This is a genomic window from Thalassospira sp. ABD4_177 (assembly GCF_056160125.1).
In genome coordinates, this window is record NZ_JBSWWO010000001.1 from 1,764,150 (window position 1) to 1,777,500 (window position 13,351).

Genomic DNA, 13,351 nt, shown 5'->3' on the forward strand with positions numbered 1-13,351 from the left:
CAAATTCGACATCAAGGTGGGCACGACGATGGTTGTTCCCGCCTTTTGCCGTAAGTGTCGCAGTTTCTTCTAATTTCTGCGCGAAGGCTGCAGATATGTGCAATCTTCTGGCAAAGCGGGTGGCACGTCCGGTTTGCGATTGCTATTGGGGAAATATCTCGCAAAAATGTGGCATCCACCACGGAGCAGACTAGATAAGGACCAGTGTTCGATCATGTCGCTCCCAATAATGCTTTCCGGAGGCACTCAAATGATTTCGCTTAAAGACCCCACTCTTTTCACCCAGCAGGCCTATGTCGGCGGGGAATGGGTCGATGCCCCAGACGGGAAAACCGAACAGGTCACCAACCCGGCAACCGGCGAAGTGCTTGGTACGGTTCCCGTGCTTGGCCGTGATGCGGTTGCCCATGCGGTTGACGTCGCCGAAAAGGCGCAAAAAGCCTGGAAAAAACGCACCGCCAAGGAACGCTCTGCCATTCTGATGAAATGGTACGATCTGATGATGGAAAATCAGGATGATCTTGGCGCGCTGATGACTGCCGAACAGGGCAAGCCCCTGCCCGAAGCAAAGGGCGAGATCGCCTATGCCTCAAGCTTCCTGCAATGGTTCGCCGAAGAAGGCAAACGAATCTATGGTGATGTGATCCCGACCTATGCCGAAGGCCGCCGTGTGATGGTTCTAAAAGAACCGGTTGGCGTTTGTGCCGCGATCACGCCGTGGAACTTCCCGACGGCCATGATTACTCGTAAAGCAGCCCCTGCACTGGCCGTTGGCTGTGCGATGGTGGTCAAACCGGCAATGGAAACGCCGTATTCCGCCCTTGCCATGGCGATCCTGGCCGAACGTGCCGGCCTGCCAAAAGGTCTGCTTTCGGTCGTCACCGGTGATGCCAAGGAAATTGGTGCTGAGATGACCGAAAACGCCAAGGTCCGCAAGCTGACCTTCACCGGCTCGACCCCGGTTGGGCGTTTGCTGATGCGTCAGTGTGCCGATACGGTCAAGAAAATCAGCCTTGAGCTTGGCGGCAACGCGCCGTTCATCGTTTGCGAAGATGCCGACATTGATGCTGCTGTTGAAGGCGCAATTGCCTCGAAATACCGCAATGCCGGTCAGACCTGCGTCTGTGCCAACCGCCTGTTTGTCCATGACGCCGTCTATGACGAGTTTGCTGAAAAATACGCCGCCAAAGTCGCCGAAATGCCGGTGGGCAATGGCGCAGAAGACGGCGTGATCATCGGTCCGCTGATCACCGAAAAGGCGGTCGAAAAGGTTGAAAACCAGATTGAAGATGCCCTGTCGAAAGGTGGCCGTATCCTTACCGGTGGTAAGCGTCATGAAAAAGGCGGTTCGTTCTTCCAGCCGACCGTGATTGCCGATGCCAACCGCGACATGCTGGTCTTCCGTGAGGAAACCTTTGGCCCGATGGCACCGCTGATCCGGTTCAAAACGGATGACGAAGTGCTTGAGATGGCCAATGATTCCGAATTCGGTCTGGCGTCCTACTTCTACTCGCGTGATATCTCGCGCATTTGGAAGCTGGCAGAGGGCCTTGAAAGTGGTCTGGTCGGCGTCAACGTCGGCGTCATGGCGACCGAGGTTGCACCGTTTGGCGGCTTCAAGCAGTCAGGTGTCGGCCGTGAAGGCTCCAAATACGGTGTCGAGGATTACCTCGAAGTCAAATATGTCTGCATTGGTGGCGTTGACGAATAAGTCTCACGACCGTTTTACAGAAATGAAAAGGGCGCTGCATATCGCAGCGCCCTTATACATTGAGAGGCACGAACATTTGGTATGATGTTCGTGCCTCTTTTCATTTGGGAGCCTGCGTATACGCAGGCTCCCGGATCCGTGAGGTGTTGAGGCGCCCTTGGATTTTTACATCCGTAAAAAAGCTGAACACTCACGGTCTCTGGAGGCATTGTCGAACCGCTGGAAGAGCTTTGACGCTCGAGTATAAGGAGGACATTGCCGTGTCTTATACTACCCGTTTTGTTGGTATCGATGTATCAAAATCCTCGCTTGATCTGTGCATTTTACCAGACAAACACACCCTGCGCTTTGCCAATTCAGAAACCGGGATTGCAGACCTGATCGCCAGACTGCAGGCTTTCCCGGGGCTGGAGCGGATTGTTCTGGAGCCAACCGGCGGCTATCAACGCCTTCTGGTTCGAGCTTTGCAAGCTGCACAATTACCTGTTTCAAAGGTCAATGCCCTTCTGATCCGCCACTTTGCCAAAGCGTCAGGAACCCTGAGCAAAACAGACAGGATTGATGCCTTTGTACTGGCTGATTACGGCCAACGCATGTCGCCGCGCCTGATGGCCAGAACAGATGAAGCCCGCTATAAACTCGCTGATTTTGTTGCCCGTCGGCGCCAACTTACACACATGCTGATCCAGGAGAAGAACCGGCTTGAGAAGCCTGATAATCCGGCTCGGGCCCTGATCGAGGAAACCGTCAACTTCCTCACCCGTCAGAGACAGGAGGTCGAGAAGCTGATGCGCGAGTGTGTAGACTCATCCCCGGAATTGACGGCGATATTACATGTTCTGTTGACCCAGAAGGGAGTGGGTTTTGTAACGGCTTGTGTGCTGATCGCTGAATTGCCCGAGATCGGATTGCTTGAAAAAGGGCAGATTGCAAAGTTGGTCGGTGTCGCCCCAATCAACAGGGATAGCGGTCTGTTCCAGGGCAAAAGAATGATTGGCGGCGGACGTATGGAAGTGCGCAATGCTCTTTACTACGCCGCATTACCGGCAATACGCTTCGACCCTCTGCTGCGCGACTTCTATACGCGCCTGACTGAAAACGGAAAACCAGGAAAGGTTGCTGTCATTGCCGTCGTCAGAAAAATGGTCACGATCCTCAATGCGAGAATGCGTGACCACTATGCTTTAATACTTGACGGTTAATACCGCTGCTTTTTGTATTCAAACTAGGCAAGCCTGCCATCGGACCTCAGGCCTTAAACCTCAAACAGGCCTTTCTTCCGTGCGCCGGATGCACCGGATGCATCGCCATTTTCATCGGCGTTGCCAGTGATGGACTGTGAGGATCCGTTTGGCAGTTCGGACTGCAGCTCGGTAAAGACATCAAACATATTCGGATTGAATGCGATCTTTGCCTGCAAACGATCCCGACGTTCATCCGGGCTTTCATCACCGTCGGCGGATTTGCCGAGTTCTGCCTCGGCCAGCGTGTTGCCATTCAGGCGTTGTTCAATGGCATCATTGATGGCTTTCTCAATCGCCTGACGATCCTCGGCATCCATTTCCGCCAGCCTTTCTTCATCCAGACCCATGCTTTTAAGGATTTTGGCACGCATTTCTTCGATCTTGCGTTCCTCGATCTCCTTTACATAGGTCGTGAAGCCATGCTCGCGGATATAGGCCAGCTCGGCATTTTCTTCCTTCTTCTCTTCGGGAAGCGGGACGCTGTTTGATGAAATGGTCTGACGGAAACTGGCCGCACTTTTGGCACTTTGCGCAGTGTTGGTGACCGCAGCCAGGGTTTCATACAATCCCATTACAACCCTCCATGGGAAAAAGATGCCGGTTAAAATTCATTCTCCCGTATTCGTTGCAAATGGCGTGCCGTAATCAATACGGCCAATTTTGCCGTCTTGTGGTCGCTGAAACCGGATTGGTTTTTCACGGCAAAACAGGATATTGACAGCGCAACACAGAAAAATTTTCGAAAACGAATTGTTTTTTACCGTAATTTTTTTCTAAATAGAGCGATAAAACCAATGGCCCTGTCGCTTGGTGGGGCCGCAACGCATCAATGCATGCAGGGTCGGATCGCAGGAAAACTGCCGGCTCGGGAGGAAAACAAACATGTCAGAAACGCGCTATATCCTTGCCATTGATCAGGGAACGACAAGCTCACGCGCCATTGTCTTTGATGAAAACGGCCGTTCCGTTTCCGTCGCCCAGCAGGAATTTCCGCAACATTTCCCCAATAGTGGCTGGGTCGAACATGATCCGGAAGATTTGTGGAACACAGTCGTTGCCGTCTGCAAGGAGGCCCTGGCGCGCGTTGATATCACCAAGGTCGCAGCCATTGGCATCACCAACCAGCGCGAAACCACGGTTGTCTGGGATCGCAAGACCGGCAAGGCGATCTATAACGCCATTGTCTGGCAGGACCGTCGGACAGCGGCCCTGTGTCATGATCTTAAAAAACGTGATCCCAAGCTTGAAGAAGCCGTCAACGCCAAGTCAGGACTTCTGATCGATCCCTATTTCTCCGCAACCAAGGTCGCCTGGATCCTTGATCATGTGTCGGGCGCACGTGCGCGTGCTGATCAGGGCGATCTGGCGTTTGGCACGGTGGACAGCTTCCTGTTGTGGCGCCTGACTGGCGGCAAATCACATGCAACCGACGCGACCAATGCGGCGCGCACCAACCTGTTTAACATCCGCGAAAACGCCTGGGATGATGAACTTTGCAAAATCTTCCGCGTGCCGCGCAACATGTTGCCAGACGTCAAGGATTGCGCGGCTGATTTCGGTGTGACTGATGCCGATCTGTTTGGCGCGGAAATCCCGGTTATGGGCATGGCGGGCGATCAGCAAGCCGCGGCCTTTGGCCAGTGCTGCTTTGAGCCGGGCGATATCAAAAGCACCTATGGCACCGGTTGTTTCGTTATCCTCAATACCGGCGACGAGGCTGTGACCTCCAAACATCGTCTTCTCACCACGGTCGGCTATCGCATCAATGGCAAAACAAGCTACGCCATCGAAGGTGCGATCTTTGTCGCCGGGGCGGCGGTGCAATGGTTGCGTGACGGGCTTGGTATTATCAAGTCTGCGGCGGAGACCGAAGGATTGGCGAAGTCACTTGATGACAATCATGGTGTCTATCTCGTGCCGGCCTTTACCGGGCTTGGGGCACCCTATTGGGACCCGGATGCACGCGGGGCGATTTTTGGTCTGACGCGTGATACCGGTCCGCGCGAGTTTGTCCGTGCCGCCCTTGAAAGCGTTTGTTATCAAACCTTTGATCTGTTCGAGGCCATGGCAGCCGATGGCGTGTCGCCCAAGGCGGTGCGCGTTGATGGCGGCATGGTTGCCAATGACTGGATGTGTCAGACGCTTTCCGATGTTCTGGGCATTTCCGTCGAACGTCCGGAAGTCACCGAAACCACGGCATTGGGTGCGGCCTACCTTGCCGGGTTGCAGGCCGGCATTTACCGCGATCTCGATCATATTGCCGAGAAATGGCACCTTGATGCCAGCTTCGAGCCCGATATCGAACCGGGCCGCCGCAAGGGGCTGCTTGATGGCTGGAAAGATGCGGTCAAACGGGTCCAGACAAACCCTTCTGACTAACCCAAGTGACTGATACGCATGGCAGCCTTGCCACTGGATTTGCGGTGCGGGGCTGGTCAGTCAGTAAAATGATTTGTAGTATTCAGGGTCAGGGCCTTCCAATTTGATTGGAATGGCAGAGCTTATATTTGTGAAATCCAAGGAAAATGCCGCCAAGCGGGTTGGCATCCCGCTTAAGGGATTTGACGCAGGAGTTTGCAAATATAAGCTCTGTCCTTCGGATCACTCAGATTTGAACGGGCCACTTTGTCGCAAAACCTTGAAAGATAAATATCTTCCTGCGGGTTTGCTTTGCGTATCCGCACAAATCTGAGTGACCATTCAAACCAAATTGGAAGGTCCTGACCCTACAGACAGCGTCAATGATGCTGTCCTTTCTTTTTGCGTGATCGACACGGTTTTCCCGATCTGTTGCGCAGTGCTGTGCATCCTTGCGCAATGGGCCCCGGGGGAAACATGCTTGATCTGATCGTCGGAAAAGTTGGACCTGTCTTTTTGACGATCCTGTGCGGTTTCTTGCTTACCCATATCAAGATCATCAAGCGTGAAGGCATTCCGTTCCTGGCCAAGATCGCCATGAATGCCTTTATCCCGGCGATGCTGTTTCAGACCCTGTCGCAATCCGACATCAGTGCGCATTTCGATTTGCGCCTGTGGGGCAGTTATTATTCCGGCGTTTTGCTCAACTTCGCACTGGTATTTACGGCCGCGCGCATCTGGCTGAGCGCCAAGGCAGATGAAGCCGCGATTACCGCCATGGGCGGGGTGTTTTCCAACATTGTTCTTCTGGGTATTCCGCTTGTGCAGGCGGTGTATGGCGAAGAAGGTCTGGTGCCGCTTTTGATCGTTCTTTCGATCCATCCGGTGACCCTAATGGGCATGACCATCATGATTGTTGAGGGCAGTCGCGGTGGCGACAGCCACTGGTTGCCCAAGGTGTTTCGCAGTATTGCCCGCGTGGCGAGAAATCCAATCATTGCGGCTATTGTGCTGGGTGTTCTGGCATCGCTCTTTGAAATCCGCATGCCCGAAATGGTTGATGGTACGCTTGAGCGGTTCCGTACTGCAGGCCCGACCATTGCACTTTTGCTGGTTGGTGCCGGGCTTTATGGCCAGTCGGTGCGTGGTAACCTCAGTGCCAGCTTACTCTGCACCACGGCCAAGATGTTTGTGCAGCCGCTTCTGGTTTTCTCGGTCGGGCATTTCATTTTTGATCTGCCGCCGCTGTGGCTGATGATCGTTACACTGGTCGCGGCCCTGCCAAGTGGCGCCAATGTGGCGATTGTCGCGGGCAGCTATAATGTCTGTATCGACCGCTCATCGACCACGATCTTGCTGACCACGATCATCAGCATGCTGACCTTGCCGCTTCTGATCCTCTATGCCGTGCCGCATTAATCAGGTGCGAGGTCGCGCGTCGTGTTCGCCGCTGTAAGAATACGCGCCATCACATCACTTTCATCTTCGATCTGCGGCATCAGGGCAGGGTGCTTTCCAGCCATAACGGCACGCACAAAGCTATCAATCGCTGCGGCCTGACCTTTATCCTGCGTGAACCAGTGACGCAGAATGGTTCGGCCATTGATCCGAAGCTTCTTCCATTCAAACAGGGTTGCGGTGAAGTTTGGCGCATCAATTTCCAGAACTTCTTTCGGTTCACGTCGGTCGCCAAGCAGGTAGCTAATCTCTCCAACCGATCCGTCGGTAAACCGCAGTTGCCAGATGCTATCGCCTGCTTTGCGATCCATCCACTGACAGGTCAGCTCGATCAGATCGCTGTCGATCAGGCTAATGATCAAATCAATAAAATGACCGATCTCGCCAATCGTGCGTCCACCCTGATCAGATTGATACAGCCAGTGATCTGCCGAAAGGGGCCGGGTCCTTACCCGATAACGGAAATGTTTGGCGCCCGCTGGGAGTGCTTCACGCAGTTTCACGGCCATCGGCGCATACCGCCGATTGTGCCCGACCATAAAGATGTGTCGGTACGAGGTAAGAGCTGCCTTGCGCAGCAGCTCGAGACCAGCAGTATCAACCGCCAACGGCTTTTCCAACCAGACATGTTTGCCAGCAGCAATCGCTTTGGCGGCCAACCCGGCATGGCTGTCATGGCGTGTGGCAATGATAACGCTGTTTATATCCGGATCCGCAAGCAGCGCGTCGGCCCCACCACACATGCGTAGTCCATCGACCTTTTTGGCGAGCGCAACAGTCGCCAATCCGCTTTGCGAACAGCACGAAGCAATCTCGACCTCAGGGTGGTTTTGCAGCAAGGGCACCAAACTACCGCCCAGATAATTGCCTACGCCGATCAGGCCGACCCGGACAGGGTTACTGGCTTGCGTCGCTTTTGGCTTCGACGGCACAGGGGGCGTTTCGGGTACATCCGCTGTTTCTCGATATCGTACCAGTGTCGCAAGTTGTGCGGGATCGGGCCCCTTCGCAAAATGATCCGCGATATCCTCAAAACCAATCTCGGATGTAATAAGTCGGGTTGGGTCAAGCCGCCCGTCCGCCATCAGGTCAAGGGCGGCCTGCATGTTGCGCTTGATCGTCCATCGCACATGCCCCAGCGGGTAATCTTCCCCGCGTTCCTCATAATTGGGATCATAACGCCCGGGCCCGTAAGAGCGAACCTGACGAATGGTGAGTTCCTTTTCATAAAGCGCCTTACGCGCACCATTCGGGGCGACATCGCCGACACAAACGATTGTCCCCCGATCCCGACACAGCCAAGCCGCATCGTCGATCAAGCGATGATTGCCCTTGCCCGGCGCACAGATATAGACACTGTCAAAGCTGCTTTCCGGTGCCGCACGCACAGTGGAAAAACATCGAATGCACTCGTTTCGCGCAGCAAGCTCTCGGCGTGTCGGATCGGGCTCGATCACCGCAACCACGGCCCTCGCCGCATAAGCAGTTTCAGCCACCAACTGACCAATCAATCCCGCCCCAATGATCGCAACCCGATCACCAATCGACGTCTCTCCCTGCCGAAGTGCATGCAGGGCCAGAGCATAAAGTGTCGCAAACGCCGCCTGTTGATCGGGCAGCGCATCGGGCACTGGGCAGGCAAGATTGACCGAAACCCGGTTGTATTCGGAATGATTGGCATACCCCATCCCGGCAATGGCAACGCGCTGACCAGCGGTAAGGTCTGAAACATTGGCACCCGTAACCTCAACCCGCCCCATCGCGCAATATCCCATCGGCATCGGCCGTCCAAGGCGGTGGTCGACATGTGTCAGCGTGCGACTCAATCCTTCGGATTTCAGATGACGCAGGGTCAGCGCCACCAGATCCGGCCTCTGCCAGGCCTTCTGCAAAAGGTTGGCGCAAGCTTCTCGGGCTTGGGTGAACTCGGTGCCGGGGCTGATGACGGAGTAATGTGTTTTGACAAGGATGGCATTCTTGCCCGGTTCCGGAACGGGGCACGTGGTGAGCGCAAGTTTCCGTTCGCCGGGGAAACGCAACAAGGCCTTCATCTCCGTCATCATCGCCCTCAATGCCAATGGGTTGTAAAGGGTGCAGATGATTAAATCATATGTGGTGCCACTCGGTCGACGCGATATTGTCGATCAACATACGTTGCATTCATATTCGCCTTTACATGAATCATTCGAAATGAATATCCCGGTAAGAACGGACTATCGTAAGCAAATTGCGGATTTCTCGATAGAACCAACCTGAATTAAAAATCCCGTTGCATTGCCATTTCCAATTTTGTATACAATATACATGAATCGAATGCGGCCCGCGATGATCCGGGCTTTCAGGCTTAAGCGCGCGGTCCTGTCGCCGCGCCATATCAGGAGGTTACTTTCCCATGCAGGTAAACTGGACTGGCGTTTTCCCCGCCGTTGCCACCCAGATGAATGAAGACGGTTCGATTGATTTCGACATGACCGCCAAGCAGATCGAAGATCTGATCACCGCCGGTGTTGATGGTCTGGTCATGCTGGGCTCGGTGGGTGAAAACACCGCCCTTGATCCCGAAGAAAAAATCGCCGTCCTGAAACTGGCCGTCGAAGTTACCAAGGGGCGTATCCCGGTCTTGTCCGGTGTGGCTGAAAGCTCCACCCGTGCGGCCATCCGCTATGTGCAGGAATGTGAAAAGCTTGGTGCTGATGGTCTGATGCTTCTGCCGGGCATGGTATACACCGCCGATCCGCGCGAAAATATCGAACATTTCCGCACTGTTGCGGCTGCGACCAAGCTGCCGATCATGATCTATAACAACCCGGGCGCCTATCGTATCGATATCAAGCCCGATGAGTTCAACCAGCTTGCTGATGTCGAAAACCTTGTCGCGATCAAGGAAAGCTCGGGCGACCCGCGTCGTATCACCGATATCTACAATGCCTGCGGGGATCGTTTCGTGCTGTTCTGCGGCATGGATGACCTTATCATGGAAACCCAGGTGCTGGGGGCCGTTGGCTGGATTTCCGGTTTCACCGATGCCTTCCCGAAAGAATCGGTGGCCCTCTGGAAGCTGCTGTCCGAAGGCAAATACACCGAAGCGCTGAAAATATATCGCTGGTTCACCCCGGTTCTGCACATGGATGTCCATGCCAAACTGGTTCAGTACATCAAGCTGGCTCAGGAAATGACCGGTGTTGGCAAACCGCATGTCCGTGCACCGCGGTTGCCGCTGGTGGGTGAAGAACTTGAAACCATCAAGGCCACCATTCAGAAAGCCATCGATACCCGCCCGTCACTCTAAAGTGACGAGTGTCAGCGATCTGGAAGCACGTTTTGTGAAACCATGATTGCACTGGCATCGTATTTGATGGAACAGTAAGCTCCTCCGTGAAGATCGCGGGGGAGTTTGCTGCGATCTGACAGAGAGTTACCGAAAGCCACCAGCCCACCCCACACAGGCGAGATCCCGACATGACGCAGTCCAAAACCCCAAACCCGTCCCCAAACATTAATGGGCAAAAAGCCGTTGTCATCGGGGCTGGCATTGTGGGGGTGAATGTCGCGCTCGCCCTGCAGGACAAGGGGTATGATGTGACGATCCTCGATCGCGGAGAGCCCGGGATGGGGGCGTCCTTTGGCAACGCCGGCGGCATTGCGGTCAGTAAATGCGCCCCGATTGCCATGCCTGGCACCCTGATGAATGTCCCGGGCTGGCTGATGGATCCGCTGGGGCCGCTTTCCGTGCGCTGGTCCTATTTGCCCAAAATGCTGCCCTGGTTGATGCGATTTGTCGCGGCGAGTTCCAAAAGCCGGGTCGAACAGATCGCAAGCGAAGTGGCCGTTTTGCTCAACCGTGCCTGGGAGGATTATGATCCGGTAATTGCCAAAACCGGCCTTTCCGATGCGGTCCGTAAGAAGGAAGGGGCGATTGCGGTTTATCGTTCAGATGCGTCGAGGCGTGCTGCGGAGTACGAGATTGATCTCAACCGGCGCAATGGCATTAAGATCCGCGATTTGACCAAGGATGAAATTCTCGATCTGGAGCCGGGGATCGCGCCGATCTTTTCTTGCGGTATCATGGACGAAGATTGGGGCAGGGTGCTTGACCCCTATAAGATCGTCATGGGGATTTATCAGCATTTCCTTGATCGCGGGGGTAAGTTTGAAACCGCTGATGTCACTGATTTTGTCTATCGGGATGGCAAGCCGCGTGCGGCCATGACCGGCAGCGGGGATCAGATCACCTTTGATACAGTGGTCGTGGCCTGTGGGGCCTGGTCGAAAACATTGGCCAAGCGACTGGGTTCGCCGGTGCCGCTTGATACCGAGCGCGGCTACAATACGACCGTTCCCTACCATGATGCTGAACTGTCGCGCATGTTGATCTGTGCCGATGACGGATTTGTTCTTACTCCGATGGAAGATGGTATTCGGGTCGGCGGTGCGGTGGAGCTGGGCGGTCTGATCGCAGCCCCGAATTACGACCGTGCCAAGGCCCTGTTTGCCAAGGGCAAGGAAATCTTGCCCAAACTCAATGGCGAAGGCGGCAAAGAATGGATGGGCTTCAGGCCCTCGATGCCGGATTCAAAGCCGGTGATTTCCAAAAGCCCGCGTCACAGCAATACCTTCTTTGCCTTTGGTCATGGTCACCTTGGCCTGACCATGGCGGCGACGACCGGGCGTCTGATTTCTGATCTTGTTGCCGGCGCGCCAACCCCGGTCGACATGACGCCGTATCGCATCAATCGTTTTTAAGGCCCCACCCATGGCAAAAAGCAGCTTCTTTTGTGTTGACGGTCATACCTGCGGCAACCCGGTGCGCCTCGTTGCCGGCGGCGGTCCCAAGCTTGATGGTGCGACCATACTTGAAAAACGGGCGCACTTTCTGGCCGAGTATGACTGGATCCGGACCGGTTTGATGTTTGAGCCGCGCGGGCATGACGTCATGTCGGGCTCAATCCTCTATGACCCGACCTCGGATGACTATGACGTCGCCGTGCTGTTTATCGAAACATCTGGCTGCCTGCCGATGTGTGGTCATGGGACGATCGGGACTGTGACCATGGCGATCGAGGAAGGGCTGGTAAAACCCAAAACGCCGGGCATTCTGCGTCTTGAAACGCCAGCCGGTCTTGTGATTGCCGAATATAACCAGGTCGGCGATTACGTTGAATCGGTCAAGCTCACCAACGTTCCATCTTTCCTCTATAAAACCGATATCGAAGTCGATTGTCCCGACATTGGCCCGATCAAGGTCGATGTTGCCTATGGCGGCAATTTCTATGCGATTGTAGAACCACAGGAAAATTATCACGACATGGCCGATTTCTTCGCCGGCGATCTGCAGCGCATCAGCCCGGAACTTCGCCGTCGCCTCAACGAACAGAACGAATTTGTTCATCCGCTCTATCCCGATATCAAGGGCCTGTCGCATATCCAGTGGACCGGCAAGCCGACCCAACCTGACAGCACCCATCGAAACGCGGTGTTTTACGGTGACAAGGGTATTGACCGCTCCCCATGTGGCACCGGCTCATCGGCACGGCTTGCGCAACTGGTCGCTAAGGGCCAATGGGACCCGCAACGTGAACTTGTTCACGAAAGCATTATCGGCTCCCAGTTCCGTGTATCCATGGTCGAGAAAACAAAGGTCGGTGACTTCGACGCCGTCGTGCCTGGCATTGAAGGCTGGGCGCGAAAGCACGGATATAACACCATTTTCATCGATGATCGTGATCCCTACGCCCACGGCTTTATTGTCAAATAGGCTAGGCGGCAGACATTGGATCAAGGGGGCGTCATGCCCCCTTTGTCGTATATCGACGAAGTGTGGGGGATTATACAGTATGCAATTGTATTGCGACTTGGCAGTCCCGTCGCTATGAATAGCAAAACTGACAAATTCTGTCGGGCTAATGTAATGTTCGATTGACCGGCATGCCATGTATCGTCGGGGTAACACAATAAAAGAGCTGAAATGACCGCAACACCGCGATTTACCCGCCGCACCATCACCGATCAGGTCACCGAAGATCTTCGCACACGTATTCTGACCGGTGATTTTCCTGCCGGTCATCAATTGCGACAGGATGCCATCGCGGGTGAATATAACGTATCGCGCATTCCGGTCCGCGAAGCCCTGCAGCGCCTTGATGCCGAAGGGCTCGTTTCCTTCCAGCCACACAAAGGTGCGATTGTCTCGCAGCTCTCGCTTGATGAGATCGAGGAACTGTTTGAAGTCCGCAAGCTGCTGGAATGTGATCTTCTGCGTCATGCGGTCCCGCGCCTGACCCCGGCCGACCTTAAATCGGTCGAAGACATCCTGATGGTCTATGACGAAGCGTTCCGCTCTGGCGATGTTGCCAAGTGGGGGGAGCTCAATCGTGAATTCCATGATCGCCTGTATCGTGCCTCGGGCCGTCCCAAGACGCTTGAGATTGTGCGCATGATCGGCAACAACACCGTGCGCTTTACCCAGGCACAGCTTGCCCTTTCCGGCGCAACCGACCGGGCCGAACGCGAACATCATCAGATTTTTGAAGCCTGCAAGGCCGGCAATGTCGAAGAAGCCGTCGAGTTGCTTGGTAACCAT

10 protein-coding genes (1 of these 10 running past the window's edge) are annotated in these 13,351 nt (G+C 54.7%); 8 read left to right on the forward strand and 2 right to left on the reverse strand.

Annotated elements, in window-relative coordinates; genetic code table 11:
- The first annotated feature begins 250 nt into the window (after positions 1-250).
- On the forward strand, positions 251-1,711 hold the full coding sequence (locus ACXAF0_RS08075; protein WP_475345376.1) for an NAD-dependent succinate-semialdehyde dehydrogenase: 1,461 nt from the start codon (positions 251-253) through the stop codon (positions 1,709-1,711).
- A gap of 260 nt (positions 1,712-1,971) precedes the next feature.
- Positions 1,972-2,913, forward strand: a complete 942-nt coding sequence (locus tag ACXAF0_RS08080) for an IS110 family transposase (RefSeq protein WP_475345377.1) — start codon at positions 1,972-1,974, stop codon at positions 2,911-2,913.
- 53 nt (positions 2,914-2,966) lie between these two features.
- Here ACXAF0_RS08080 and ACXAF0_RS08085 read toward each other — a convergent pair whose 3' ends face one another.
- On the reverse strand, positions 2,967-3,527 hold the full coding sequence (locus ACXAF0_RS08085; RefSeq protein ID WP_475345378.1) for a hypothetical protein: 561 nt from the start codon (positions 3,525-3,527) through the stop codon (positions 2,967-2,969).
- Between the two features lie 310 nt (positions 3,528-3,837).
- Here ACXAF0_RS08085 and glpK point away from each other — a divergent pair, with 310 nt between their 5' ends.
- On the forward strand, positions 3,838-5,334 hold the full coding sequence (gene glpK, locus ACXAF0_RS08090) for a glycerol kinase GlpK (protein ID WP_475345379.1): 1,497 nt from the start codon (positions 3,838-3,840) through the stop codon (positions 5,332-5,334).
- A gap of 456 nt (positions 5,335-5,790) precedes the next feature.
- Positions 5,791-6,732, forward strand: coding sequence for an AEC family transporter (locus tag ACXAF0_RS08095; RefSeq protein WP_475345381.1), 942 nt, complete (start codon positions 5,791-5,793; stop codon positions 6,730-6,732).
- On the opposite strand, the gene ACXAF0_RS08100 is transcribed toward ACXAF0_RS08095, so the two are convergent.
- The gene (locus tag ACXAF0_RS08100) at positions 6,729-8,822 is read right to left on the reverse strand and encodes a bi-domain-containing oxidoreductase (protein WP_475345382.1); all 2,094 of its coding nucleotides are present in this window, start codon (positions 8,820-8,822) and stop codon (positions 6,729-6,731) included. The genes ACXAF0_RS08095 and ACXAF0_RS08100 overlap by 4 nt on opposite strands.
- Before the next feature lie 341 nt (positions 8,823-9,163).
- Between ACXAF0_RS08100 and ACXAF0_RS08105 the strand changes: the two genes are divergently transcribed.
- The 4 genes from ACXAF0_RS08105 to ACXAF0_RS08120 all read left to right on the forward strand — a co-directional run.
- Positions 9,164-10,060 carry a dihydrodipicolinate synthase family protein gene (locus ACXAF0_RS08105; protein ID WP_475345383.1) on the forward strand — a complete coding sequence of 299 codons (897 nt, stop codon included), beginning with the start codon at positions 9,164-9,166 and terminating at the stop codon, positions 10,058-10,060.
- 170 nt (positions 10,061-10,230) lie between these two features.
- On the forward strand, positions 10,231-11,514 hold the full coding sequence (locus tag ACXAF0_RS08110) for an NAD(P)/FAD-dependent oxidoreductase (RefSeq protein ID WP_475345384.1): 1,284 nt from the start codon (positions 10,231-10,233) through the stop codon (positions 11,512-11,514).
- A 10-nt stretch (positions 11,515-11,524) separates the two neighbouring features.
- Positions 11,525-12,526 carry a 4-hydroxyproline epimerase gene (locus tag ACXAF0_RS08115; RefSeq protein WP_475345385.1) on the forward strand — a complete coding sequence of 334 codons (1,002 nt, stop codon included), beginning with the start codon at positions 11,525-11,527 and terminating at the stop codon, positions 12,524-12,526.
- Positions 12,527-12,736: 210 nt separating this feature from the next.
- A protein-coding gene (locus ACXAF0_RS08120) for a GntR family transcriptional regulator (RefSeq protein WP_475345386.1) crosses the window boundary here: on the forward strand, positions 12,737-13,351 show its 5' portion. Its footprint extends 60 nt past the window's final position; 615 of the gene's 675 nt are visible here — the first part of the coding sequence; its start codon is at positions 12,737-12,739; the stop codon falls past the right edge of the window.